The 24,905-nt window shown below is 61.3% G+C and carries 31 protein-coding genes; 10 read left to right on the top strand and 21 right to left on the bottom strand.

Annotated elements, in window-relative coordinates; translation table 11 throughout:
- Positions 1 to 36 precede the first annotated feature (36 nt).
- The 3 genes from RA26_RS07165 to RA26_RS07155 all read right to left on the bottom strand — a co-directional run bounded on the left by RA26_RS07165 (position 37) and on the right by RA26_RS07155 (position 3,933).
- Positions 37 to 756 carry a helix-turn-helix transcriptional regulator gene (locus RA26_RS07165; protein WP_039181866.1) on the bottom strand — a complete coding sequence of 240 codons (720 nt, stop codon included), beginning with the start codon at positions 754 to 756 and terminating at the stop codon, positions 37 to 39.
- 353 nt (positions 757 to 1,109) lie between these two features.
- The gene (gene ccrA / locus RA26_RS07160) at positions 1,110 to 2,390 is read right to left on the bottom strand and encodes a crotonyl-CoA carboxylase/reductase (RefSeq protein WP_039182111.1); all 1,281 of its coding nucleotides are present in this window, start codon (positions 2,388 to 2,390) and stop codon (positions 1,110 to 1,112) included.
- A 112-nt stretch (positions 2,391 to 2,502) separates the two neighbouring features.
- The gene (locus RA26_RS07155) at positions 2,503 to 3,933 is read right to left on the bottom strand and encodes a 1-acyl-sn-glycerol-3-phosphate acyltransferase (protein WP_039182109.1); all 1,431 of its coding nucleotides are present in this window, start codon (positions 3,931 to 3,933) and stop codon (positions 2,503 to 2,505) included.
- A 169-nt stretch (positions 3,934 to 4,102) separates the two neighbouring features.
- On the opposite strand from RA26_RS07155, the gene RA26_RS07150 reads away from it, so the two are divergent.
- The 3 genes from RA26_RS07150 to deoD all read left to right on the top strand — a co-directional run bounded on the left by RA26_RS07150 (position 4,103) and on the right by deoD (position 7,232).
- Positions 4,103 to 6,070, top strand: a complete 1,968-nt coding sequence (locus RA26_RS07150) for a protein meaA (protein ID WP_039181864.1) — start codon at positions 4,103 to 4,105, stop codon at positions 6,068 to 6,070.
- 119 nt (positions 6,071 to 6,189) lie between these two features.
- A complete protein-coding gene (locus tag RA26_RS07145; protein WP_039182106.1) occupies positions 6,190 to 6,507 on the top strand; it encodes an H-NS histone family protein in 318 nt (105 codons plus the stop codon).
- Between the two features lie 20 nt (positions 6,508 to 6,527).
- A complete protein-coding gene (gene deoD / locus RA26_RS07140) occupies positions 6,528 to 7,232 on the top strand; it encodes a purine-nucleoside phosphorylase (protein ID WP_039181861.1) in 705 nt (234 codons plus the stop codon).
- A gap of 152 nt (positions 7,233 to 7,384) precedes the next feature.
- On the opposite strand, the gene RA26_RS07135 is transcribed toward deoD, so the two are convergent.
- The 17 genes from RA26_RS07135 to RA26_RS07060 form a co-directional block, all read right to left on the bottom strand.
- The gene (locus RA26_RS07135) at positions 7,385 to 8,242 is read right to left on the bottom strand and encodes an urea carboxylase-associated family protein (RefSeq protein WP_039181858.1); all 858 of its coding nucleotides are present in this window, start codon (positions 8,240 to 8,242) and stop codon (positions 7,385 to 7,387) included.
- A 104-nt stretch (positions 8,243 to 8,346) separates the two neighbouring features.
- On the bottom strand, positions 8,347 to 8,541 hold the full coding sequence (locus tag RA26_RS22365) for a hypothetical protein (protein WP_082015777.1): 195 nt from the start codon (positions 8,539 to 8,541) through the stop codon (positions 8,347 to 8,349).
- Between the two features lie 68 nt (positions 8,542 to 8,609).
- On the bottom strand, positions 8,610 to 8,771 hold the full coding sequence (locus RA26_RS22935) for a hypothetical protein (RefSeq protein ID WP_193747596.1): 162 nt from the start codon (positions 8,769 to 8,771) through the stop codon (positions 8,610 to 8,612).
- Between the two features lie 129 nt (positions 8,772 to 8,900).
- The gene (locus RA26_RS07125; protein WP_039181852.1) at positions 8,901 to 9,611 is read right to left on the bottom strand and encodes a ZIP family metal transporter; all 711 of its coding nucleotides are present in this window, start codon (positions 9,609 to 9,611) and stop codon (positions 8,901 to 8,903) included.
- 45 nt (positions 9,612 to 9,656) lie between these two features.
- Entirely contained in the window at positions 9,657 to 9,926 is a 270-nt protein-coding gene (locus tag RA26_RS07120; protein ID WP_039181849.1) for a hypothetical protein, read from the bottom strand.
- 138 nt (positions 9,927 to 10,064) lie between these two features.
- Positions 10,065 to 10,337, bottom strand: coding sequence for a hypothetical protein (locus RA26_RS07115; protein ID WP_039181846.1), 273 nt, complete (start codon positions 10,335 to 10,337; stop codon positions 10,065 to 10,067).
- Positions 10,338 to 10,417: 80 nt separating this feature from the next.
- The gene (locus tag RA26_RS07110; protein WP_039181843.1) at positions 10,418 to 11,197 is read right to left on the bottom strand and encodes a succinate dehydrogenase iron-sulfur subunit; all 780 of its coding nucleotides are present in this window, start codon (positions 11,195 to 11,197) and stop codon (positions 10,418 to 10,420) included.
- Positions 11,198 to 11,208: 11 nt separating this feature from the next.
- Positions 11,209 to 13,014: a succinate dehydrogenase flavoprotein subunit gene (sdhA, locus tag RA26_RS07105; protein ID WP_039181840.1), complete on the bottom strand. Its 1,806-nt coding sequence runs from the start codon at positions 13,012 to 13,014 to the stop codon at positions 11,209 to 11,211.
- A 19-nt stretch (positions 13,015 to 13,033) separates the two neighbouring features.
- On the bottom strand, positions 13,034 to 13,405 hold the full coding sequence (gene sdhD, locus RA26_RS07100; RefSeq protein ID WP_039181838.1) for a succinate dehydrogenase, hydrophobic membrane anchor protein: 372 nt from the start codon (positions 13,403 to 13,405) through the stop codon (positions 13,034 to 13,036).
- Positions 13,406 to 13,423: 18 nt separating this feature from the next.
- Positions 13,424 to 13,807: a succinate dehydrogenase, cytochrome b556 subunit gene (sdhC, locus tag RA26_RS07095; RefSeq protein WP_039181835.1), complete on the bottom strand. Its 384-nt coding sequence runs from the start codon at positions 13,805 to 13,807 to the stop codon at positions 13,424 to 13,426.
- Positions 13,808 to 14,001: 194 nt separating this feature from the next.
- A complete protein-coding gene (locus RA26_RS07090; protein ID WP_039181831.1) occupies positions 14,002 to 14,703 on the bottom strand; it encodes a DUF1194 domain-containing protein in 702 nt (233 codons plus the stop codon).
- 112 nt (positions 14,704 to 14,815) lie between these two features.
- Positions 14,816 to 15,046: a TM2 domain-containing protein gene (locus tag RA26_RS07085; protein WP_039182104.1), complete on the bottom strand. Its 231-nt coding sequence runs from the start codon at positions 15,044 to 15,046 to the stop codon at positions 14,816 to 14,818.
- Between the two features lie 22 nt (positions 15,047 to 15,068).
- Complete coding sequence (locus tag RA26_RS07080) at positions 15,069 to 15,350, bottom strand: NINE protein (protein WP_039174846.1); 282 nt, start codon at positions 15,348 to 15,350, stop codon at positions 15,069 to 15,071.
- A gap of 142 nt (positions 15,351 to 15,492) precedes the next feature.
- Positions 15,493 to 16,524, bottom strand: a complete 1,032-nt coding sequence (locus tag RA26_RS07075; RefSeq protein ID WP_039181828.1) for a MaoC family dehydratase — start codon at positions 16,522 to 16,524, stop codon at positions 15,493 to 15,495.
- A complete protein-coding gene (locus tag RA26_RS07070; RefSeq protein ID WP_027244590.1) occupies positions 16,524 to 16,727 on the bottom strand; it encodes a DUF1737 domain-containing protein in 204 nt (67 codons plus the stop codon). The genes RA26_RS07075 and RA26_RS07070 overlap by 1 nt, the downstream gene beginning before the upstream one ends.
- 23 nt (positions 16,728 to 16,750) lie before the next feature.
- Positions 16,751 to 17,299, bottom strand: coding sequence for an NnrU family protein (locus RA26_RS07065; RefSeq protein ID WP_039181823.1), 549 nt, complete (start codon positions 17,297 to 17,299; stop codon positions 16,751 to 16,753).
- A gap of 34 nt (positions 17,300 to 17,333) precedes the next feature.
- Positions 17,334 to 18,188, bottom strand: a complete 855-nt coding sequence (locus tag RA26_RS07060; protein WP_039181822.1) for an HpcH/HpaI aldolase/citrate lyase family protein — start codon at positions 18,186 to 18,188, stop codon at positions 17,334 to 17,336.
- Between the two features lie 349 nt (positions 18,189 to 18,537).
- On the opposite strand from RA26_RS07060, the gene RA26_RS07055 reads away from it, so the two are divergent.
- The gene (locus RA26_RS07055; RefSeq protein WP_039181820.1) at positions 18,538 to 18,852 is read left to right on the top strand and encodes a hypothetical protein; all 315 of its coding nucleotides are present in this window, start codon (positions 18,538 to 18,540) and stop codon (positions 18,850 to 18,852) included.
- A 78-nt stretch (positions 18,853 to 18,930) separates the two neighbouring features.
- Here the strand turns inward: RA26_RS07055 and RA26_RS07050 are convergent, their stop codons facing one another.
- Complete coding sequence (locus RA26_RS07050; protein WP_039181817.1) at positions 18,931 to 19,686, bottom strand: sulfite exporter TauE/SafE family protein; 756 nt, start codon at positions 19,684 to 19,686, stop codon at positions 18,931 to 18,933.
- A 159-nt stretch (positions 19,687 to 19,845) separates the two neighbouring features.
- Here RA26_RS07050 and mdh point away from each other — a divergent pair, with 159 nt between their 5' ends.
- The 6 genes from mdh (at position 19,846) to RA26_RS07020 (ending at position 24,882) form a co-directional block, all read left to right on the top strand.
- Positions 19,846 to 20,808: a malate dehydrogenase gene (mdh, locus tag RA26_RS07045; protein ID WP_039181814.1), complete on the top strand. Its 963-nt coding sequence runs from the start codon at positions 19,846 to 19,848 to the stop codon at positions 20,806 to 20,808.
- A 302-nt stretch (positions 20,809 to 21,110) separates the two neighbouring features.
- Positions 21,111 to 22,304 (top strand): ADP-forming succinate--CoA ligase subunit beta, encoded by a 1,194-nt coding sequence (gene sucC / locus RA26_RS07040; RefSeq protein WP_039181812.1) that lies wholly within the window; start codon positions 21,111 to 21,113, stop codon positions 22,302 to 22,304.
- 12 nt (positions 22,305 to 22,316) lie between these two features.
- Positions 22,317 to 23,144, top strand: coding sequence for a glycosyltransferase family 25 protein (locus RA26_RS07035; RefSeq protein WP_082015776.1), 828 nt, complete (start codon positions 22,317 to 22,319; stop codon positions 23,142 to 23,144).
- 12 nt (positions 23,145 to 23,156) lie between these two features.
- On the top strand, positions 23,157 to 24,041 hold the full coding sequence (gene sucD, locus RA26_RS07030; RefSeq protein WP_039181809.1) for a succinate--CoA ligase subunit alpha: 885 nt from the start codon (positions 23,157 to 23,159) through the stop codon (positions 24,039 to 24,041).
- Positions 24,042 to 24,148: 107 nt separating this feature from the next.
- Positions 24,149 to 24,607 (top strand): DUF805 domain-containing protein, encoded by a 459-nt coding sequence (locus tag RA26_RS07025; protein WP_193747595.1) that lies wholly within the window; start codon positions 24,149 to 24,151, stop codon positions 24,605 to 24,607.
- Positions 24,607 to 24,882 (top strand): hypothetical protein, encoded by a 276-nt coding sequence (locus RA26_RS07020; protein WP_039181803.1) that lies wholly within the window; start codon positions 24,607 to 24,609, stop codon positions 24,880 to 24,882. The genes RA26_RS07025 and RA26_RS07020 overlap by 1 nt, the downstream gene beginning before the upstream one ends.
- The last annotated feature ends 23 nt before the right edge of the window (positions 24,883 to 24,905 follow it).

The raw sequence follows: 24,905 nt of genomic DNA, 5'->3' as shown, positions 1-24,905 counted from the left end.
TCAGAGTGTATTTGCGGTAGCTTTCACAACCGATCGTTAAATCACAATAAAACCAAGCGATATTGCGCGGGCAATTGCATGGGTTGTATTGATTGCTCCCAGCTTGAAACGCGCGCTTTCAATATAAACGCGCAGCGTATGCTCGGAAATGGATAAGGTCTTTGCCACCTGCGCCCGGCTGTAACCGATCGCCAGCAGGGTCAGCGCATCCACCTCCCGCGGCGACAGCGGCTGCGCCTGCTCCGGGCTGCGGTCGGGTTCGAACTCCAGCGCCTTTCGGTTGAAATAATGCGCCATCAGGATCATGTCGCGGCTGTAGCGGTCGGTCAGCTTTTCCCAAGTTTCGTCATCGCAGTTGTGGCTGACCGTGAACACCGCAAACTGACCGTTGGGCCCGCGGACCGGGATGGAATACCCTTGGTTTCCAACGCCGTGCTCCAGCGCGTCCTTAAGAAACTCCCGTGCCGGTTTTGGCGACCAGTCCAGCCGCTTCCAGTCGACGGGATGAAACCTCTGATAGCAGCCGGCCACGACCGGGTCCACGCGGACATAAGCCTTTTCCTGATACCGCTCGACCCAAGTCTGCGGATAGGTGCCGAAGTAGTAGTGGTCGCCGGCGCTGTCGACCCAGTGATACATGGCATGGTCAACGCCAAACACAGTGCAGACCTGCTCGATAATCTGCTGGAGACCATCCAGGGTATCCGTGGCGTCGAGCGCCTCCAGAATGCGGTCCAGTTCTGCTTTGCCTGCCATCTGCTATCGCCCGAATCCACCAAAGTTAGGTTTGAATGCCGCAACCCCCTTCGCTTCAGGCAAGGCATATAACTTCGGCTTTTGTGCAGCGGCCAAGTTACTGAAGTCAATGAAGCTTCTGACTTAACGGTCAAATTTGGCGGCCTCGCGCCGTTCATAGGTGTCCTGAAACAGCCTCGCACCACTCATGGTTTATCCTACATGCTTCTTTTAGCCCAGCCACCAGGAAATGCGGCGATGCTGAAACAGCCAAGCACTTGAAAAGATAAATTTTTAAATAAAATTTCCCGCTGATCGCATTTGCGATTCGCGGGAAAAACTTTTCGTCTTCACCTTTGAGGGCCGGTCCGCCTTCAGGCGTCGAGCACATCCTGCAGGGTACGCAGACCGGTCTTTGGCGCTTGCACCAGCACCGACATGTTGCCCGGCAAATGCTCGTTGCGCAGCATCTTCATATGTGCTTCCGGCAGATCCGCCCAAGTGAATACTTCGGACATGCAGGGGTCCAGACGGCGTTCCACCATCAGCTTATTGGCAGCCGCGGCCTGCTTGAGGTGAGCAAAGTGAGACCCCTGCAGACGCTTCTGGTGCATCCACATGTAACGCACGTCGAAGGTCAGATTATAACCGGTGGTACCGGCGCAGATCACAACCATGCCGCCCTTTTTCACCACAAAGGTGGAAACGGGGAAGGTGCTCTCGCCCGGGTGCTCGAACACCATGTCGACGTTGTTGCCCTTGCCGGTAATGTCCCAGATCGCTTTGCCGAACTTGCGGGCTTCCTTGAACCACTCGGCATATTCCGGGGTGTTCACCGTGGGCAGCTGGCCCCAGCAGTTGAAGTCTTTGCGGTTCAGAACGCCCTTGGCGCCCAGGCCCATGACAAAGTCGCGCTTGCTCTCGTCGGAGATCACGCCAATGGCGTTGGCGCCGGCGGTGTTGATCAGCTGGATCGCATAGGAGCCGAGGCCGCCCGAGGCGCCCCAGACCAGCACGTTTTGGCCCGGTTTCAGGTCGTGCGGCTCATGGCCGAACAGCATCCGGTATGCGGTCGCCAGGGTCAGCGTGTAGCAGGCGCTTTCTTCCCAGGTCAGATGCTTGGGGCGCGGCATCAGCTGCTGGGCCTGCACGTTGGTGAACTGGGCAAAGGAGCCGTCCGGGGTTTCATAGCCCCAGATCCGCTGGCTGGGGGAGTACATCGGATCGCCGCCGTTGCATTCCTCGTCGTCGCCGTCGTCCTGGTTGCAGTGGATCACGACCTCGTCGCCGACCTTCCAGCGGGTCACCTTGGAGCCCACCGCCCAGACGATGCCCGAGGCATCAGAGCCGGCAATGTGATAAGGAGCCTTGTGGCCGTCAAACGGCGAGATCGGCTTGCCCAGCGAGGCCCAAACGCCGTTATAGTTGACGCCTGCCGCCATCACCAGCACCAGCACCTCGTTGCTGTCCAGCTCCGGCACATCGACCACTTCCTGCTGCATCGCAGTGTTCGGCTCGCCGTGGCGCTCCTTGCGGATGGCCCATGCGTACATCTTTTTAGGCACATAGCCCATCGGAGGAATTTCCCCCAGTTCATAGAGATCTTTCTCGGGCGCCTCGTACGACATGACGTCAGTCTGGGTATCCAATGCCATGATGGCCTCCTTTGCATCCTGTTCTTTGCCGCGGTGCAGAATCGCAGCGGTTACCTGATGGATAGGATCGAGAAGGTAATATTGCAACCTCTTTTGCGACGTTTGGGTAATTTTATGACCCAGCAAATGCAGCATCGTTCTTAGCAGGTGCAGAAAAATCAGTGTAGCCACCGGGCAAACCGCTGTCCTCGGGCAGCAAATGATGGATCGAGTTGGCATAGAACTCCAGCAGATCCTGACGATCCGCCATGGGTGTGATCCGTCCCTCCGCTTCCATCACCAGCCCGCGCCGCAGCAGCTGGCTCAGGCCCGCCTCAGCCGCATATGACAGATCGTCCCGCGGAATGTGGACATGAGCCAGCGGCATTGCAGCAACCAGATCCTCCAGCCTGTGCTCAATTGCCGCCCGGCTGAGCGGCCCCTGCCTGAGCAGAATGGCGGAGATCAGCGGCACCGGCAGAACAGGGACAATGCCGCTGATCCGCTGCATCAGTTCCCGCGCCAGCGGTTTGGTAATGTCGCCCTCGCGCCCGGCTCCGAATCCGGCGAGGCTGAGAGGACGGCCGAAATTCACCGCCGCATAGCCCGCACGGCGGTAACGGCCGGTCATCCACAGCCATAGCTGCCGCAGCAGCCGCAGCGCGACCAGCCCGATCCGGGCCTTGAACCGGCGGTCGCCCGCCTTGGCGGCAGAGGTCAGGATCTTGTCCTCCAGCACCCGGTCGTAGTTCAGAGCCACCGGCACAAACACCACGTCGCGCCGGTCTGGGTCATAGCCCTCGACGATGTATTTCAACAGCCCTAGCCTGGGCTGCACCAAAGCGCCGTCGAGACTGAGACCGCCCTCGGGGAACATCGCTTGGGTGGAGCCGCCGCGGGTTGCCAGCCGCACGTAGGCTGCCAGCACCTTGCGGTAGAGGCCATTACGCGAGCGGCGGCGGATGAAGTAGGCCCCCATCGCCCGGATCAGACGGCTGAGCGGCCAGACCCGCGCCCACTCCCCCACCGCATAGGACAGGGCTGAGCGTTCCGCCGCCAGATAAGTGACCAGCACATAGTCCATGTTGGAGCGGTGGTTCATGACAAAGACCACGGTGGCATTGGGGTCTATGGCGCGCAGCGCTTCCTCGTCCTGGTGGCCCAGCCGCACCCGGTAGACCGCGTTGGACAGAAACCGCGCCGCCCGGATCGCCAGACTGAAATAGGCAAAGGCGGAAAATCCCGGCACGATTTCACGCGCATAGCGGCGCACCTGCTCAAACGCCACGTTTTCCGGGATGCCCTCAGCCTCAGCATGATCCGCCGCGGCCTGCGCCACCTGAGGGTCGTGGATCAGCCGCTGGATCATGTCGTGGCGGCGCGCCAGCTTGAACGGTTCGATCGGGCGTTCCAGCCGCTTGTTCAGCCGCGCCACCGCCCGCTCCAGCCGCCGCCGGAAGAACCAGCGCACAGAGGGGAACAGGAAGTGCGACGCAAAGGTCACCGTGGCAAAACCCACGATAAGCACAAATAGCCACAGCGGCAGTTCCACGGTTTGCGTCATGATTGAACAGTTGCGCATGGCAACAGCCTTTACAAGCGCGAAGCCATTCCGGTTTCCTGCTACTGGAGAGAAATTGCCGCAACGCAGCGAATTGACAAGGGTTGAAAATTGCAGTTTACATCTGCTTGACGAAATAAAATTACCTACACACTGACTCGCGAGGCCCGACATGCCGCAGATGCAAAAAGACCGCCCCTGGCTGATCCGCACCTATGCCGGCCATTCCACGGCATCGGCATCCAACGCGCTTTACCGCGCCAACCTGGCGAAGGGGCAGACCGGCCTTTCGGTCGCCTTCGACCTGCCGACCCAGACCGGCTATGACAGCGACCATGTGCTGGCCCGCGGCGAAGTGGGCAAGGTCGGCGTGCCCGTCTGCCACCTGGGAGACATGCGGACCCTTTTCAATGAAATCCCGCTGGAACAGATGAACACCTCGATGACGATCAACGCCACGGCGCCTTGGCTGCTGGCGCTGTACATCGCGGTGGCTGAGGAACAGGGTGCGGATGTGTCGAAACTGCAGGGCACCGTGCAGAACGACCTGATCAAGGAATACCTCAGCCGCGGCACCTATGTCTGCCCGCCCAAGCCCAGCCTCAAGATGATCGCAGATGTGGCGGAGTACTGCTACACCAACGTGCCTAAATGGAACCCGATGAACGTCTGCTCCTACCACCTGCAGGAGGCCGGCGCGACACCGGAGCAGGAACTGGCCTTTGCCCTGGCGACCGCACAGGCGGTGCTGGACGAGCTGAAACCACGCATCGCGCCCGAGGATTTCCCGGCCATGGTCGGCCGCATCTCTTTCTTCGTGAATGCTGGCATCCGCTTTGTCACCGAGATGTGCAAGATGCGCGCCTTTGTCGATCTGTGGGACGAGATCTGCGAAAAACGCTATGGCGTTGCCGACCCCAAGTTCCGCCGCTTCCGCTATGGCGTGCAGGTGAACTCGCTGGGCCTGACCGAACAGCAGCCGGAAAACAACGTCTACCGCATCCTGATCGAGATGCTGGCGGTGACATTGTCCAAGAAAGCCCGCGCCCGCGCGGTGCAGCTGCCCGCCTGGAACGAGGCGCTTGGCCTGCCCCGCCCCTGGGATCAGCAATGGTCGATGCGGATGCAGCAGATACTGGCGTATGAAACCGACCTTCTGGAATATGGCGACCTATTTGACGGCAACCCTGCAGTTGATGCCAAGGTGGAGGAGCTGAAGGACGGCGCCCGCGCCGAACTGGCCAACCTGGAATCGATGGGCGGTGCCGTCGCCTCCATCGAATACATGAAGGGCCGCCTAGTCGATTCCAACGCCGAACGGCTGAACCGGATCGAAAAGAACGAGACCGTCGTTGTCGGTGTCAACAAATGGACCGAGGGCGAGCCCTCGCCGCTGCAGACAGAGGACGGCGGCATCATGGTGGTCGACCCGGCGGTGGAACAGGAACAGATCAGCCGCCTGAATGCTTGGCGCGGCACGCGTGACAACGACGCGGTGCAATCGGCGCTTGCCACCCTGCGCGCAGCAGCCCAAAGCGGCGCCAATATTATGGAGCCCTCGATTGCCGCCGCCAAGGCCGGCGTCACCACCGGCGAATGGGCCGAGGAAATGCGCAAGGTCCACGGCACCTACCGCGGCCCGACCGGCGTGTCGGCCTCCGTTTCGAACAAGACCGAAGGGCTGGACGACCTGCGCGATGCGGTCAATGCGGTCAGCGATGTGCTGGGCCGCCGGATCAAGTTCGTGGTCGGCAAACCGGGCCTGGACGGCCACTCCAACGGCGCCGAACAGATCGCCTTCCGCGCCCGCGACTGTGGCATGGACATCACCTATGACGGCATCCGCATGACCCCGGCCGAACTGGTGGAAGCGGCGCAGAAGGACGACGCCCACGTGGTTGGACTGTCGATCCTGTCGGGCAGCCATCTGCCGCTGGTTGAGGAAATGATGCAGCGTATGCGAGACGCAGGGCTGGAGCATATTCCCGTGGTGGTCGGCGGCATCATTCCGGATGATGACGCACAAAAGCTTAAATCCATGGGTGTGGCCCGCGTCTATACCCCAAAGGATTTCGAGCTTAATTCAATCATGAGCGATATTGTTGACCTGGCTAAGCCACCGCAAATTGCAGCGAATTGACCTTTAATAGGCAATTTCCTGCAAATAGCCGAGAAAGATGCTGAAACGCGTCTGGCAATTGGGTCATAAGGAATGACATACCGGATTTTCCGGTATGTCATTTTTATATGGAGTTCAAAATGACCTTCGATCTTTCGGCTATGAGCAGAAAAGAGCTTCTCCAGCTGCAAAGCGACGTTGAAAAGGCATTGCAGGAGGCAGAACTGCGTGAGCGTCAGGAAGCCCTGAAAGCCGCCGAAGAAGCTGCCGCCAAATTCGGATTTTCGCTGGATGAAATCGCCAATGCATCGCGCCAGAGCGCCAAGAAAGCCAAAGCTGCCCCGAAGTACCGCAACCCCAGCAACCCCGAGGAAACCTGGACCGGCCGTGGCCGCAAACCGCATTGGGTGCATGCCGCGCTGACCGCGGGCATGGATATTTCCGACCTGGAAATCTGAAGCCTTAGCGGAGGTAAGCCATGACCATTCATATTGGCGCCGCACCGGGCGACATCGCGGAAACCGTGCTGATGCCCGGCGACCCCTACCGCGCGAAATGGGCAGCCGAAACTTTTCTGCAAGATGCCCGGCTGGTCAATGAAGTGCGCGGAATGCTAGGCTATACCGGCACCTGGAACGGCCACCGCGTCACCATCCAGGGCAGCGGCATGGGCATGCCCTCGCTGTCGATCTACGCCAATGAGCTGATCCGCGATTTCGGTGCAAAAACCCTGATCCGCATCGGGTCCTGCGGCGGCATGCAGGATAAGGTCAAGGTGCGCGACGTGATCCTGGCAATGACAGCCAGCACCGTGAACAGCCCCTCCAGCGGCATCTTCCGCGAGCTTAACTTTGCCCCCTGCGCCGACTGGGGCCTGCTGCAGGCAGCAGCCCAGGCAGCATCGAAACACGGCTCTGCCACCCATATCGGCGGCATCTACTCCTCCGATGTGTTCTATGACGAGCGCCCCGACCTGAACGAGCAGATGGTGCGCCACGGCATCCTGGGCGTCGAGATGGAAGCGGCAGAACTCTACACGCTTGCGGCCCGTCACGGCTGCCGGGCGTTGGCGGTGCTGACGGTCTCCGACCATCTGGGCACCGGCGAAGCCCTCCCCTCCGATCAGCGGGAGCGCAGCTTTGGCGACATGGTGGAAATTGCCTTGGAGGCAGCGTTCAGCTGACGCCACGTAATTTCGATTTACGGCTTTCCCTAGGACAGCGGTTATTCCGCTGTCCTTTTCTTTTTGGGAGCTCGGGAAATTCACAAGGTGCGATTGTTCACGCCGCCCTGAATTTCAGCAAGACCTCTGGCCAAAATAACTTTTGACCGGTTTTACTTGCACCCGTGGCTGCGGTCATACCCATTTGGCGGCGGGCTTTTCCAATCGCCAAGCGCGCCCTCTCCCGGGGCAAAAACTTCGACCAGCATCGGGTAACAGGCGGCGGTATCGCTGGAATGCTCTGCTGAACAATCCCCGCCCGGACAGGCGCTAAGGCAGCCCAAAAGGTCGATCTCGGCAAAAAACTCCAGGTAATCGCCGGGCCGCACCGGGCTGGCCTTCATGAAATACTGGCCGGTGTCGCGGGTAAAGCCCGTGCACATGAAGACGTTCAGGACATCATGCACATGCGGCTCTGCCTCTGCCAGGGACACACCCAGATGGTCTGCCAGCGCCCGGGTCAGGTTGGAGTGGCAGCAGTGGTGGTACTGGCTGCCTGCCAGCAGGTTGCCGGTATAGGGATCGCAACGGGTGCCGATCACGTCATGCACCGAGCCGCCATATTCATCCATGCCGTACCAGCCCAGTGTATCGGCGGTGATGGTCGCCATCGGGCGCAGATGCGGGAAGCTGGTCCACATCCGCTCTCCCGCGGTGATATGAGTGCCATGCAACGCGCGGGTCTTGCCGGAATAAAACCGCTCCGACAGATCATTCTTGTTCCAAAGGTTCAGGTCGCCCACCTGCGGCCCCTCGATTGAGGTGATGCGGAAAAAATGCCCGGCAGGCACTTCAAAGCAGGCCGCATCGCGGGGCGGTACCCGCACCTCGCCGGTCTTCACGGCGCCTTCCCGCGCCCGGTTGTAGAGCGCCAGATCCGGCATTGGCAGTGTCTCGTTCGGATAACATATCACCGGCTTGATAGCGCGGCGGGCTACTGCGTCTGCGGGGGCAGCGGGCGTGCTGGACATGGGGAAAACCTTCCTGTTCGTTTGCCCCATCAAGACCACTTCGCTCCCCCGGTGCAAGCCCATAGCACTGGCAGCCCGGTTAAGGACCAAACCAGCCGGCAGCCTCAGCCCTGACGCCGGGGATTGCGGCAAATGCGGGGGGCGGCTTCACCGGGTTCGACAGCCCCGCAAGAGATGCAGCGCCAATGCCCTTCGGACTTCATCTGCCGCCAGCGGCAGTTGCGCGTCAGATCCATCGCGCGGTGGCGCCACAGGAAGTAACAGAAGACTCCGGCAGCAAGGACGACAATAAGTACCATGCGGCCTGTCTAACCCTGTCCTGCCGGCCCTTCAAACGCAAAACCCGGCACTGCAGCGCCCCCTCGGATCAGGCCGCCTGGTAGTATTCGAACAGCTGATCCTGGCGCGGTTCCTGAGCCGCCGCAACAGGCGTTTCCGGGGTGTAATAGGCATAAGCCTGATCCAGCGCCTCCAGTGCGGCGCGGGCGGCCTTTGCTTGCTGCTCTTCCAGGGTTTCAACGGGTTTCATCGGGCGGTCTCCTTACTTGCGGCACCATCCTCCCTTGGTTTGCAAGCTACCCGATGGCGCCACCCGGCGCACCGGATGTTTTTGCAGGTTTGCCATGCAGTTACTGCAATCCGGCACGCAGGCTGCGGCTCAGCTGATCAGCAGATGACCGGCCAGCCCCAGCGCAAAACCCGCAACCGCCCCCAGCGCAGGTGCGCTGCTGCGGCTGCTGTGCGCCTTGGGGGCGATGTCCTGAAACAGCAGATAGAGGATGCCGCCCGCGGCAAAGATCATGATCCCGCCGAGCACAGCATGGGCTTCCGCCAGCCAGACCAGACCCGCCAGCGCGCAGGCAGGCCCAAGAGCGGCCAGCCCCAGAAACAGCAGCAGCACATGCCAGGCCCGGCTGTCACCGCTCCAGACCTCACGGAAGGCAGCAAACCCCTCTGGCACGTTTTGCAGGAAGATCATCAGCGCCAGCAGCTTGGCCGTGGCCGCATCTGCGACCAGCATCGCCCCCAGTGCCATGGCCTCTGGCAGGTAATCTAGCAGCATCGCCAGCAGCAAGGCACCGCTGCCGCCATGGCGCTGCAGCACCGTATCCACAAGATAGAAAACCAAACCGCCCGCGGCAAACAGGCCAACCGCCCAAGCGGCAGGCAGCGCCTCGGCCGCTTCGGGCACCAGAACAAGCGCCACGGCTGATGCCAGCGCGCCGCCGCCAAAGGCCGCGATTGCGTGCAGCACCCGATTGCGCAGCACCGGATTGCTGATGTGCTCGCACCAGGCCAGAAGCCCGCCCAGCGGCATCGAAAGCCCGGCAACACCGGCAAGCAGAATGGCATAGAAATGCGGTTGCATTCCGGCACCTTAGGGCGGCTGGCACCGCCGCTCAACCAATTAGCGTCAGGCGTTGATGCAGGCGGTCGCTTGTGCAGCCTGCGCCTCTGTCACGTTCGGCCCGGGCTGCACATTCCGTAGCACCGTGGCACCCGCACCATGGCCTAGAAACTCGGTGCTGACGCGGACTTCCCCGGTGATCCCAGCCTCCGCGATACAGCTCGGTATCCGTGCATCCGTCGCAGCCAATTGGCCGCCGATCCGGTCGTTATCCGCCGCTGTCATGCAACCCGAGAGAAGGGTCAGCGCACCCGCGGCGCATCCAAGAAGTCTCATGCCCGAAATCCATTGCCTGCCAAAAACATACCCCCGGTTTCGCAGGAAAACCGAGGGTTTTCAATTCTGCCACCGCGGAGAAGGCATAGCTTCGCCGACACTCCAGCGGTTAGCCTTGGGGGACATCCCAAGCGGCTATCAGGCCTTCATGCAAGCATTCGCTTTCGCCGCCTGCGCTCCGCTTACGCCTGGCCCCGGCTCAAACACCTGCACGACCGATCCCCCGTAGTACTCAGTGGTTGCCGAGTAGGGTCCGGTGATACCCGCAGCCTTTGCACATTGCGGCCGCTTGCTGTTCAACACTTTCCATTCAGAATTAACACTGCTGTTCTCGCCGGAGGACACGCAGGCCGTTAAGGTGCCTGTGACCAAAACCAAGGTAAAAGCCTTAAACGTCATAAATTCCTCCAATCGAAAAATTTTTCATTTAAAACAACACACCCCGCAAACCTTGCGGCTACGGGGTGTGCTCTGTTCATCCGATGTTCGGCTCAGACCCCGCGCTCGACCATCATCTTCTTGATATGCGCAATTGCCTTGGCCGGGTTCAGGCCTTTGGGGCAGGTCTTGGCGCAGTTCATGATGGTGTGGCAGCGGTAGAGCTTGAACGGATCCTCCAGCTGGTCCAGGCGCTCAGGCGTGGCCTCGTCCCGGCTGTCGATGATCCAGCGGTAAGCATGCAGCAGGGCTGCCGGGCCGAGGTAGCGGTCGCCGTTCCACCAGTAGCTCGGGCAGGAGGTCGAGCAGCTGGCGCACATCACGCACTCATAGAGGCCATCGAGCTTCTTGCGGTCCTCAATGGACTGCTTCCACTCTTTCGCCGGGCGGTTGGTCTTGGTCTCCAGCCACGGCATGATCGAGGCATGCTGGGCATAGAAATGCGTGAGATCCGGGATCAAGTCCTTAACCACCGGCATGTGCGGCAGCGGGTAGATCGCCACATCGCCCTTGATCTCGTCCATGCCGTAGATACAGGCCAGCGTGTTAATACCGTCGATGTTCATTGCGCAGGACCCGCAAATCCCCTCGCGGCAGGACCGGCGGAAGGTCAGGGTCGGGTCGATCTCATTCTTGATCTTGATCAGCGCGTCCAGGACCATCGGGCCGCAGCTGTCCATGTCGACGAAATAGGTATCGACCTGCGGGTTTTTCCCGTCATCCGGGTTCCAGCGGTAGATCTTGAACTTGCGCACATTGCTGGCGCCCTCCGGCTTGGGCCAGGTCTTGCCGGTGGTGATCTTAGAGTTCTTCGGGAGGCTGAATTGAACCATGGTCTGTCTCCTTAGAACGTCCGCGCCTTGGGCGCGATTTTGGCAAGGCTGATGCCGCCTTCGGCTTCGGTGGACAGCGGGTCAGTGATTACCGGGCGGTAGGTCAGATCAACCTTGTTGCCCTCCACGCGGGAGACGGTGTGGACACGCCAGTTCTCGTCGTCGCGGGTGGTGAAGTCCTCATGCGCGTGGGCGCCACGGCTTTCCTTGCGGGCTTCGGCGCCAACGATGGTCGCCAGCGCGTTTGGCATCAGGTTGGTCAGCTCCAGCGTCTCCATCAGGTCAGAGTTCCATACCAGCGAGCGGTCGGTCACCTTCAGGTCATCCAGCTTGGCCGCGATCTCGGTCATCTTCTCGACGCCTTCCGCCATGGTCTTGGAGGTGCGGAACACCGCCGCGTCTGCCTGCATGCACTTCTGCATTTCCAGGCGCAGATCCGCGGTCGGGATACCGCCATTGGCGTTACGCAGGGTGTCGAAGCGGTCGAAAGCCTTATCGACGGAGGCCTGATTCAGCACCGGGTTCGCCGCGTCTGCGTCCACTACCTTGCCCGCGCGGATGGCGGAGGCACGGCCAAAGACCACGAGGTCGATCAGCGAGTTGGATCCAAGCCGGTTGGCACCGTGCACCGAGGCGCAGCCCGCTTCGCCCACGGCCATCAGGCCCGGCACAACCGCGGTCGGGTCCTCGGACGTCGGGTTCAGCACCTCACCCCAATAGTTGGTGGGGATACCACCCATGTTGTAATGCACGGTAGGCAGAACAGGGATCGGCTCCTTGGTCACGTCGACGCCGGCAAAGATCTTGGCGCTTTCAGAGATGCCCGGCAGCCGTTCCGCCAGCGCCTCGGCCGGCAGGTGGCTCAGGTTCAGGTGGATATGGTCGCCCTCGGCGCCCACACCGCGGCCTTCGCGGATTTCCATGGTCATGGACCGGGAAACATAGTCGCGCGGCGCCAGATCCTTGTACTGGGGCGCATAGCGCTCCATGAAGCGTTCGCCCTCGGAGTTGGTCAGGTAACCGCCCTCGCCCCGCGCGCCTTCGGTAATCAGGCAGCCGGAGCCATAGATGCCGGTCGGGTGGAACTGCACGAACTCCATGTCCTGCAGCGCCAGGCCCGCACGCGCCACCATGCCGCCGCCGTCACCGGTGCAGGTATGCGCCGAAGTGGCAGAGAAGTAAGCGCGGCCGTACCCGCCGGTCGCCAGCACCACCATCTTGGCGTTGAAGACATGCATGGTGCCATCATCGAGCTTCCAGCAGACAACGCCCTGGCACTGCCCGTCTTCGGACATGATCAGGTCGATGGCGAAATACTCGATGTAGAACTCGGCGTTGTTCTTGAGGCTCTGGCCATAGAGCGTGTGCAGGATGGCGTGGCCGGTCCGGTCCGCCGCCGCACAGGTGCGCTGCACCGCGGGGCCTTCGCCAAATTCGGTGGTGTGGCCGCCGAAGGGGCGCTGGTAGATCTTGCCTTCCTCGGTGCGCGAGAACGGCACGCCGTAGTGCTCCAGCTCGTACACCGCCTTGGGGGCCTCGCGGGCTAGATATTCCATCGCGTCGGTGTCGCCCAGCCAGTCGGAACCCTTGACGGTGTCATACATATGCCACTGCCAGCTGTCAGGGCCCATGTTGCCCAGGGACGCGGCAATACCGCCCTGCGCCGCCACGGTGTGGGAGCGGGTCGGGAACACCTTCGTTACGCAAGCGGTGCGTAGCCCCTGCTCCGCCATGCCCAGCGTCGCGCGGAGACCGGCCCCGCCGGCGCCAACCACGACCACGTCATATTCATGTGTTTCGTATTCGTAAGCAGCCATTGAAAAAGACCTCGGGGAGTTACAGGGCCAGGCGGATCAGCGCGTAAACGCTGGTCGCGGCGACGGCATAGGACAGGCAATTGACCAGGATGATCGTCAGACGGCCTTTCAGCCCGTGGACGTAATCCTCGATCATGGTCTGGGCGCCGGATTTAAAGTGCATCATACCGACCCACATGGTCAGCGCCGCCACGATCGCCGGGAACGGGCGGGAGTAATAGGCGGTGATCTCTTCATAGGTGCCGCCCAGCGCAGAGCCGAAGGTGAAGACGAACAGCGGCACCAGGATCAGGAGAGCAATTGAGCTCACCTGCATCGACCAGTGATGTTCCGTTCCGGATTTTGCAGCGCCCATGCCAACGGCGCGCTTGCGGTCAGTCAGATATCGCATTGCGTGTGCCTCCCGGGCTTAGACGATGATAATGGTAAGGACAGTCAGAACGGCAGAGCCGATCACCACGAACCAGCCCAGCTTCTCGGCCTGCTCCAGGTCCAGCATCATGCCGTTGTCCCAGATCAGGTGCCGGATACCCGCCAGCGCGTGATACCACAGGCCCAGCGCCGACAGGGTCATCACCAGATCACCGAACCAGCTGGTCAGCAGCCCGTTGGCGATAGCGAAGTAGTCAGGTGAGGTTGCGGCAGCCAGGAACCACCAGGCGATCAGCAGCGCCGAGACGATCAGTGCGTTGCCGGTGATCCGTGTCAGGATCGAAGTCACGGAGGTCAGCTGCGGCCGGTAGACCTGCAAATGCGGCGAAAGCGGGCGGTTGCCCCGATTGACATCGGCCATGTTGGCTCCTTTTCAGGTTGGCTGACGACGTTTTAGCCGATTTTTACGGCGTGTCACCCGAAGGAACGGTTAAAAACGGCAGGTTTCTGGCCTGTTGGCGCTAAAACGCCACGGCTTGTGATCACAGCAAATAATTAGTGATCACAAATCTGCCGATTGAAAATTTTTTGCAGAATCAGGGCCCCTTCTGCAAATCACTGCAAAGACGCAACCGCCCTCTCTGTCCCTGCAGGCAGTGCCGCGGTCTGTCTTGCCACCTCTCTGACCAGCTTCTTACGGATGCGCGACGGGTAGTCGGCAAAGCTCGCGGCAGAGACCACAAAGGCCCCCTCTCCGCGGATGACATTTTCAAAGAAATAGGCCGTCAGGTCCGGCTCGCTCTGCTCGATGGCGATGGCATTCACAGTGACCCCTGCCGCGGTGAGCGCGCCATGCACTTCGCGCGGCTCGATCCCCTCGTTGGAGAATCCGTCACCTGAGACATCAATCACCCGTCGCTTGCAGTGCTCCACTGCCGGAAACTGCTCTAACGCCAGAAACAAAGCCTCCCCCACCGCGGTGGAGTAATTACGCCAGGGCCGCGGCGCCTGCTCAATTGCCTGCGCCAGCGCCTCGACATCGCCGAAGGTGCGGATCTCCGCCCAGGGCAGCGTCACTTCCTGACGCGACTCGCCCGACCATTGCAGCAGCAGCACCTGCGCACGCGCCTTGACCAGCGCCTCAGAGACGACGCCGTCGCGCAACCCCGCCGCCAGCCCGTCCATCTGAATCCGGTATTCCTCGGCATCAACTGAGCCGGAGACATCCACCGCCAGCACCAATGCCAGATCGCAGGCCGCTGCGCGCAGCGGCCAAAGGGAGAGCATGGAGAAAACCAGAAGCTGCAAAACCCGCATGCGTCCAGCTTAAGCTGATTGCAGCTTTCAGGGCTATCACTTTTGCGCGGGGAGTTTACCGGCACTCAGGCCGCAAAATCTGCTGCGGCTTGAGTGCCGCAGCAGACAAGTTTCAGCGGCGCAGCGGCAGACCGTCCCGGTCGCCCATGGAGCCGATAATCAGGCGGACAAAGTCAATAATTGTCCAGATCCCCAGGCCGCCAAGCGTGATCAGCATGAGGATGCCGGTGCCGATCTTGCCGAGATAGAAACGGTGCGCGCCCAGCGATCCCAGAAAGAAGCACAGCAGCACAGCGGGAACGAACCCCTTTTCGCTAACGTCGCCGGCAACTGCATGATCCATATTTGCCATGTTGTTCTTAACCCTATTTAAGTTTGACCAAACGGCCCGATCCGTCGCGGGCCTTTTCCGCAATCAACAGATAAAAAACGATTATTGAGTGCACGATATCAACGAGCAGCACCAGGTAACCCAGCAAGGGCTGGTTGCCGGCCAGAAGAACGACAAACAGAATGAACAACCCTAGGTCAATCATTCCATGCACGTAATTCCGCAAGTAGAAATGATGCACGCCAATCACACCGAACAGACCGCACAATATGACAGCTGTCCCGTAACTGGCCGATGACTTTTCTTCGTCAATCATAAATTTTCCACCCTGAGTAGCGCAGGCAGGTTTACCGGCGCGCCTCAGGATTGCAAGACGGGAATTTCTCCGGTCCGCGTTTCTGACAGGGAGAGCGTGGGGCGTAAGCAACGGTCCCGAAAAGACCGCCGCGCCAGCCCGGTCACTTCGGCATCAAAGCCCAGTAGTCCAGATCCAGCAGCACATCCGGCAGGTACTTGCCGTCCTCGCCCTTCAGCTGGAACGGGTCACCGCCCTTGGTCGCGACCAGCCGCAGCCGGATCGCGCCAACGCCGGGCGCCGCGGTGTCGGACTTGTCCAGCACTTCTGACCAGGCCCGCACAGTGAAACCAGAAAGGCAGGGGTTGGCATGCGCCCCGCCATTCAGGCCGGCGATCATCTGCGCGTTGGCCAGCCCGTTGAAGCTCAGCGTCCGCGCCAATGAGATCACATGTCCGCCATAGATCAGCCGGGTGCCATCAGGCCGCGCGGTATTGTCGAAATGCACCTTGGCGGTGTTCTGCCACAGGCGGGTCGCCATCATGTGCTCGGCTTCCTCGATGGTGACGCCATCCACATGGTCGATGGTCTCACCCACCTCATAGTCGCCCCAGCGGTGCGGCTCGCCCGCCAGGGTGAAATCGTAGTTGCTGAAATCCAGTCCCGAAGGGATCACCAGCTGACCCGCCGGGATCACATTGTTCAGCTCGGGGATCACGGTTTCCGGTGCAGGCGCATCCAGGTCGCGTTTGCGCACCATCACCCAGCGCACGTATTCCATCACGCATTCATCACGCTGGTTCAGCCCGCGGGTGCGCACATAGACCACGCCGGACTTGCCGTTGGAATTCTGCTTGAGGCCGATCACCTCGGACTCCGAGCGCAGCGTGTCGCCGGGATAAACCGGCAGCAGCCAGCGCCCCTCGGCATAGCCGAGGTTTGCCAGCGCATTGAGCGAGATGTCCGGCACCGTCTTGCCGAACACCACATGGAAGGCCGCCAGATCATCCAGCGGCGCCGAGGGCAGACCAGAGGCCCGGGCGAATTCATCCGAAGAATAGAGCGCATGGCGCGCCGGATAGAGCGCATGATAAAGCGCCCGCTCGCCGCCCGACACCGTGCGAGGCACCGCGTGGCGGATCACCTCGCCAACAGTGTAGTCTTCGAAAAACCGGCCCGGATTGGTCTTGGCCATCAGTGTTCTCCCAGTTTGGTCTCAGGGGTGTAGGTTCCGTCCACATCCTTCACCACCGCCTGGCCGCAGCGCATGATCCCCTTGACGGGATCAAAAGCCTGGGTCGGGCTGCCATGCAGCTCCCAGCCCTTGTTCAGCGCATCCGTTACTTTGTGGCAAAAGGCAGAGGTGTCGTCTTCGGACAAAAATCGGTACAGTTTCATGGTTTCCTACCCTGTGCTTGGGCCTAGCCGCCGAACGGCGACGGGCCGACCATGACGTGGACGTAGCCGATCACCCCCATCAGGACAATCGAAGCAGCAAGGAACATCCCGTCCTTGGCGATCGTCCCCTTCGGGCCAGGCTGCCAGTCAGGCTCCGCGCGGTTGATCACGATCTTCTCGGCGATGGACCAGGCCCACAGGCCGCCGAACAGCACAAACGACGCCGGATCCCAATTGACCAGCAGATGCGCCAGCGCCCACAGGCCAAACCCCGTCAGCATCGGGTGGCGCATCTTGTAGAACAGCGCCCCCTTATGCGGGCCGGGGCTCATGAAATAGATCGCAACCAGAACCAGCAGGTTGTTGATGTGTGTCAGGAACGGCGGAACCAGCGCCAGGTCGAAGCTCTCGGCGGAGCGGTAGCCCAGCACCATCAGCACCACACCGGCCACGAGCACCAGCGCCACCACGCCGCGCCCGCCATTGCCCATGGAGGCGCGCATATCCGGCGCCAGCCGTTTGAACAGATGGCCGCCCCACCACAGCAGAAGTCCCAGGATCAACAGTGCCATTTCAGCCCCTCTTTGATGTTAAGCTGATTAACACCTACGCGGAAACCGCAGCGATTGCATCCGCTTTTGCCAGGATCTCGCGCGCCGTTACGACATGCAGGTTCTCAACTATCTTGCCGTCAACCACCGCGACACCCTGCCCTGCGGCCTGCGCCTCATCAAATGCGGCAATCTGACGGCGGGAAGTATCGATCTCCCGCTCGGTCGGGGCAAAGGCCGCATTGGCCACTTCCACTTGCGCCGGGTGGATCAGGGTCTTGCCGTCAAAGCCCATGTCGCGGCCTTGCGCGCATTCCGCGGCCAGCCCCTCCACATCCTTGAAGGCGTTATAGACGCCATCCACAATCACCAGCCCCTCGGCCTTGGCCGCCAGCAGGCACAGGCCCAGCCCTGCCATCATCGGCATCCGGTCAGGGCGGTAGCGGGTCTGCAATTCCTTGGCCAGGTCATTGGTGCCCATCACCATGCCCTGCAGCTTGGGGTGCACGGCAATCGCAGCGGCATTCAGCATGCCCCGCGGGGTTTCCATCATCGCCCACAGCGGAATGTCACCGGTGATTTCCGCCAATGCATCCAGGTCCTCCGGCGCATTCACCTTGGGCAGCAGAATCGCATCCGGGGCCATCCGCGCTGCTGCTGCTGCGTCACCGCGGCCCCAGGGTGTATCCAGCCCGTTGATCCGCACGATCTTCATCCGCGAACCATAGCCGCCAACCTTCAGCGCCTGGGCCAAGGTCTCGCGCGCATTGGTTTTTTCATCGGCTGAGACCGCGTCCTCCAGATCAAAGATCACCGCGTCCACCGGCAAGGTCTTGGCCTTCTCCAGCGCACGCGCGTTGGAGCCGGGGATATACAAAACCGAACGGTAAGGGCGCGTGCGCGGATCCATGGAGCTTCTCCGAAAGTTATTTTGTTGCGTAAAGCGGTACAGATTCGATTGTATACTTTCAAGTACAATTCCGCCGCAGCGCAGCGTAACCTCTCGCGCCATCGCAGCAAGATATTGAAAAAATGTGTGAATTCCCGGCGCACGCCCGATTAACCACTTATCAGCACCTGATTGGCACACTGAAGGGTACCAAGGCACAGCACATTGCCGCCCAACCGGGCCGCATCTGATGCCCGCAGGCATGGGGCCTGCATTTCGAATTGCGTCACACACCGGCCCGCACAGGGACACCGGGGGCTGCCGTCAGGCACCCTGCTCTGTCCGGCCGTTCCGGAAAGGGTAAAACGAGATGAAACACTCATTCTTCGCACTGCCGCTGGCGCTGGCCGCGGTGACCATGGCCGCCGCCCCCGCCGCCGCCCAAAGCCGCAACTGCGCCCCGCGCGAGGCTGTGGTGAAACGGCTGGCGGAAAAATACGGCGAAAGCCGCCAGAGCATTGGCATGGGCCAGCAGGGCATGGTGATGGAAACCTTCGCCTCGGACGAAACCGGCAGCTGGACCATTACGGTAACCACACCCAACGGCATGACCTGCCTGGTGGCTTCCGGACAGTCTTATGAAGTGCTCGCAGAAGCACTGCCGAACACCGACAGCGACGCCTGAGCAGGTATTGAGGCAGGCTTCCAGGCTGCAGGTTAAGCGGCCGGGGACGCCGCGCGGGCTGGCTGATATGAGCAGTCTTCAGACCAGCCCGTCCCAGATCAGCTTGGCACCGGTCACCGTCAGCAGCACATAGGTGAGCGCAAAGAACCAGCGTTCCGGTATCGAATGGTGCAGCTTCACCCCCAGCCATGCCCCCAGCAGGGCAAAGGGCGCCAGCATCAGGTCCAGCACCAGGGTTTCACGTGTGAACATCCCCAGCCCGGCATAAGGCACCGCCTTGGCGATGTTGATGGCCCAGAAAATCAGCACCGTGCTGGCCTGGTACTCGGTCTTCCGCAACTTGAGGCTGAGAAGATAGACCGCGGCCGGCGGCCCGCCTGCATGGCTGACAAAACTGGTGAACCCCACCGCCAGCCCCGCCAGCGCCCCGGCGCCCGTGGACAGCGGCGCATCCGCCGCCTGCCGCAGCCCCAGCCGTGCCCGCAGCTGCCACAGCACAAAACCTACGGAGACCAGCCCGATCAGCACCCGCATCGCATCGGCATCCACCGCCGCATAGAGCCAGGCCCCCAATGCCACACCGGGCAATCCGCCGCCAATCAGCAGCAGCGACGCCCGCAGGTTCCAGCGCCCCCAGTATGGTTTCAGATTGGCCACGTCGATCAGCATCAGCAGGGGCAGCATCAGCGCCAGCGCGGTACCTGGCTCCAACACCAGCGCCAGAATCGACGCCGAGGCAAAAGCTGCGCCAGACCCGAAACCGCCCTTGGACACGCCCGCAAAAACGACCGCCGGGATGGCAAAAACGAAAAACATTGCATCAAACGCCGCCATCACCTGCCCTCCGAAATGCCCAGATTACAGACGGTTTAGCGGTATCAACACGGTATACACAAGCATACAGAGCCGATTGCCGCAGCGCAGTGCCCTTGCACGGCACGGGTTTACGCCGTAGGCATCAGGAAATTTCAACCGGACCGGAGACATTTTCCAATGGCACGACCCAAAATCGCCCTCATCGGCGCAGGTCAGATCGGCGGCACCCTCGCACATCTCGCAGCCCTCAAGGAACTGGGCGACGTCGTTCTCTTCGACATCGCCGAAGGCATCCCCGAAGGCAAGGCGCTGGACATCGCAGAATCCGGTCCCTCCGAGGGTTTCGACGCCTCGCTGAAGGGCACCCAGTCCTATGAGGACATTGCAGGCGCCGACGTCTGCATCGTGACCGCCGGCGTGCCGCGCAAGCCGGGCATGAGCCGCGACGACCTGCTAGGCATCAACCTCAAGGTGATGAAATCCGTCGGCGAAGGCATCCGCGACCACGCGCCAAACGCCTTCGTGATCTGCATCACAAACCCGCTGGACGCAATGGTTTGGGCGCTGCAGCAATTCTCGGGCCTGCCCGCGAACAAGGTCTGCGGCATGGCCGGCGTGCTGGACTCCGCCCGCTTCCGCCACTTCCTGGCAGAGGAATTCGGCGTCTCCATGAAAGACGTCACCGCCTTTGTGCTGGGCGGCCACGGCGACACCATGGTGCCGTCGGTGCGCTACTCAACCGTTGCCGGCATCCCGCTGCCCGACCTGGTCAAGATGGGCTGGACCACCCAGGAGCGCCTGGACGCCATCCTGCAGCGCACCCGTGACGGCGGCGCCGAAATCGTTGGCCTGCTGAAAACCGGCTCCGCTTTCTATGCGCCGGCCACGTCTGCCATCGAAATGGCCGAGGCCTTCCTGAAAGACCAGAAACGCGTGCTGCCCTGCGCCGCCTATTGCGATGGCGAGCTGGGCGTCAAGGACATGTATGTGGGCGTGCCCACCGTGATCGGCGCCGGCGGCATCGAGAAGGTGGTGAACATCCAGCTGAACGAAGAAGAACAGGCGATGTTCGACAACTCGGTCAACGCCGTGAAAGGCCTGGTCGAGGCCTGCAAAGGCATCGACGCATCGCTGGCCTAAGGCCCGCAGCCACCGGAATTCAGAGAGGCCCGCTTCCGGCGGGCCTTTTCTTTTGCGCCGGCGCTTCCGCTCCGGCCGCTGCCGCTTTTGATCTATGATGCGGCGCGCACCGCCCTTGGCTTCTGGCTCGAATCACCCGCTTCACGCCGTCGCCATTTTGTGATCACACCCCCAAAACCCGTGATCACAAAAACCGAAAATCTTCCGCATTTCCCTGCCCCCTGTCAAAAAAGCCTTTAACACTTGGCTTTAACACGGCCTATAAATCAGCAGACAATTGCAGCCAGACGGGACAGTTTCAAATGAACATCCACGAATATCAGGCCAAAGCCCTCCTTCGCAGCTACGGTGCTCCGGTGTCCGACGGACGCGTGGTGCTGCGGGCCGAAGAAGCCAAAACCGCCGCCGGTGAACTTGACGGCCCGCTGTGGGTGGTGAAGGCACAGATCCACGCAGGCGGCCGCGGCAAGGGCTCTTTCAAGGAGGCCGACGCCGGCGAGAAGGGCGGCGTGCGCCTGACCAAATCGGTGGAAGAAGCGGCCGAAGAAGCCAAGAAGATGCTGGGCCGCACCCTGGTCACCCATCAGACCGGCCCGGCCGGCAAGCAGGTGAACCGCATCTACATCGAAGCAGGCTCCGGCATCCAGACCGAGCTGTACCTGGCGCTGCTGGTCGACCGCCAGACCTCGCGCATCTCCTTTGTCTGCTCCACCGAGGGCGGCATGGACATCGAAGAAGTGGCCGCGGCCACCCCGGAAAAGATCCTGTCCTTCTCGGTAGACCCGGCCACCGGCTATCAGGCGTACCACGGCCGCCGCATCGCCTTCTCGCTGGGCCTGGAGGGCGCGCAGATCAAGCAGTGCGTCAAGCTGATGGGCCAGCTCTACAAAGCCTTCGTCGAGAAGGACATGGAAATGCTGGAGATCAACCCGCTGATCGTCGGCGACGACGGCAGCCTCAAGGTGCTGGACGCCAAGGTCGGGTTCGACGGCAACGCGGTCTACCGCCACGCCGACGTGGCTGAGCTGCGCGACACCACCGAGGAAGACCCGAAAGAGCTGGAAGCTTCCAAGTACGACCTGAACTACATCGCGCTGGACGGTGAGATCGGCTGCATGGTGAACGGCGCCGGCCTGGCGATGGCCACCATGGACATCATCAAGCTTTACGGTGCTGAGCCCGCCAACTTCCTCGACGTCGGCGGCGGCGCCACCAAGGAGAAGGTGACCGAGGCGTTCAAGATCATCACCTCCGACCCGAACGTCAAAGGCATCCTGGTCAACATCTTCGGCGGCATCATGCGCTGCGACGTGATCGCCGAGGGCGTGGTCGCCGCGGTCAAGGAAGTCGGCCTAAAGGTGCCGCTGGTTGTCCGCCTTGAGGGCACCAACGTCGAAAAAGGCAAGGAGATCATCAACACCTCCGGCCTCGACGTGATCGCCGCCGACAACCTCAAGGACGGCGCCGAGAAAATCGTGAAGGCGGTCAAGGGCTAAGGGCCAGATCCGGTGAAGGCGGCTGTCTACCTCATAGGCTTGCGGCAGGCCACGGGCCGGGCGGAGCTGATGCAGCGGGAGCTGGATCAGGCCGGGCTCGAGGCTGTGCGCATTGATGCGGTGGACAGTACCCAGGTCAGCCGCGAGGAGATGCTCAAACAGTGCAGCTCCGAGGGCAACTGGGGCTACTTCCAGACCAAGGACATGGCCTGCACCCTCAGCCATGCCAAGGCCTGGAGGACTTTCCTGGCCTCGGATGCCGATGTCGCGCTGATCTTGGAGGATGATGTCTTCCTGTCGCCCGACACCGGCGCCTGGCTGGCGGATCTGTCCTGGTGGCCTGCGGATGCCGACATTGTCAAGTTTGAGCGCTGGCGGGCCAACAGGCTGCAGGTGGCGCTTGGCAAGGAAAGCTTCACCCATCTGGGCCGCGAGGTGCGCCAGATGCTGTCCCGTCACGCCGGCGGCGCGGCATATGTGATCAGCCGGAAAGCTGCACAGCATCTGCTGGACAGCCGCCCGTTCTGCATCACGCTGGACAACCTGCTGTTCAACTTCGATGCCTCGCTACCTGCACGCGGCATCAAGGTCTATCAGGTTCAGCCCGCACTTGCCGAACAGGGCAATGAGGCACCGGGTGAAGTGGGCGTCGGCCCGCCGCGCTACCGGCCCAAGGGCTGGCCGCTGATCCGCCAGAAACTCCGGCGCGGGATATACGAATTCCGCGGCGGCTTCCGAATACTTCCCAGCGTGGTCCTGGGGCGGGCCACCCTCGAAAAAATCCGCTTCGACGGCCGTTCCCTGGCCACCCCGCAGACCCAACACACACATACCGCTTGAAGGAACCGAAACATGGCAGTCCTCATCGACGAAAACACCAAGGTCATCTGTCAGGGCTTTACCGGCTCGCAGGGCACTTTCCACTCTGAACAGGCTATTGCCTACGGCACCAAGATGGTCGGTGGCGTGACCCCCGGCAAAGGCGGCCAGACCCACCTGAATCTGCCGGTCTTCAACTCCGTGCATGAAGCCAAGCATGTGACCGAGGCCAACGCCTCCGTGATCTACGTGCCGCCGCCGTTTGCCGCGGACTCGATCCTCGAGGCGATCGACGCCGAGATGGAAGTGATCGTCGCGATCACCGAGGGCATCCCGGTTCTCGACATGATGAAGGTAAAGCGCGCGCTGGAGAACTCCTCCTCCATCCTGATCGGTCCCAACTGCCCCGGCGTGATCACCCCTGACGCCTGCAAGATCGGCATCATGCCCGGCCACATCCACCGCCGCGGCTCCGTCGGCGTGGTGTCCCGCTCCGGCACCCTGACTTATGAAGCGGTCAAGCAGACCACCGACGTGGGCCTGGGCCAGTCGACCTGCGTCGGCATCGGCGGCGACCCGATCAAGGGCACCGAGCATATCGACGTGCTGGAATGGTTCCTTGCCGACGACGAGACCGAAAGCATCATCATGATCGGCGAAATCGGCGGCTCCGCCGAGGAAGAGGCGGCGCAGTTCCTGGCCGATGAGGCCAAGAAGGGCCGCAAGAAGCCGGTTGCAGGTTTCATCGCAGGCCGCACCGCCCCTCCGGGCCGCCGCATGGGCCACGCGGGCGCCATTGTCGCCGGCGGCAAGGGCGGCGCCGAGGACAAGATCGAAGCGATGAAATCCGCAGGCATCGTGGTCGCCGAAAGCCCGGCCGGCCTGGGTGAAGCGGTGCTGAAAGCGATCGGCAAGTAAGTTAAAACACGATTTGCCGCGCTTGCTTTATTCTGAGCGGGTGCGGCAAAAGCGCAATATTAAATATGGTGCAAAAAATGGGCTTTTGGGCCTCAGTCAAAAATTGCATGAGTAACTACGCGCAGTTCGGCGGACGCGCGGCCCGAAGCGAATTCTGGTTTTTTGTTTTGTTTCTGGCACTCGTCCAGTTTGTCGGATTGAACCTGACTGCTGAACAACCCGAAGGCAGCTTCAAAATCCACTTTGGCGTCTATTTCTATCTTGGGCCTCAATACCCTTGGTTCTTCAATCTTTATACTGGATTGTTTGCCATACCGTTTTTTGCCGCGCTGTCACGGCGTCTGCACGATGTTGGTGTGGCAGCCAGTACAATATTTGTTGTGCCCTTTGCACTCTTTGCAATCGTGATGTTCGCATTGAAAGCCCTACCCAATCTGCAGCAGCTCCAGAATGGTATAGGTTTCGCAGCAGCAATGATCCCGCTCGTTTTGTTCCTGTTCTTTACCTCAAAGAAATCTCAGCCGGGTGAGAACAAATACGGTCCCAACCCGCACGAGGCGCACTAATGACCAAGAATAGTTGCTCTCTCCGTTTTCTCAGCCTGTTGCCAGTCTGTGCGACAGGACTAAGCCTCACCCTCCTCACCGCCACCTCCGCCGCGGCCATCACCCAGCCGATGCAGGGCGTGCTGAACTTCGAGCCCGGCACCAGCATTGAGGATGTTCAGGACCGTATCGAAAACGAAATCTGCAAGGGCGCCAGTTCCGTGACCATTACGTCCGGCCCGGAACAATCGCTCGACCCGACCAAGGAACAGGTCACGTTCCAGTGTGAACCCTGACCTGCCCCAACAACCGCATACCG

The organism is Leisingera sp. ANG-M7 (assembly GCF_000813965.1).
In the GTDB taxonomy this organism is placed as follows: domain Bacteria; phylum Pseudomonadota; class Alphaproteobacteria; order Rhodobacterales; family Rhodobacteraceae; genus Leisingera.
This window is presented reverse-complemented; position numbering and strand designations above follow the sequence as displayed.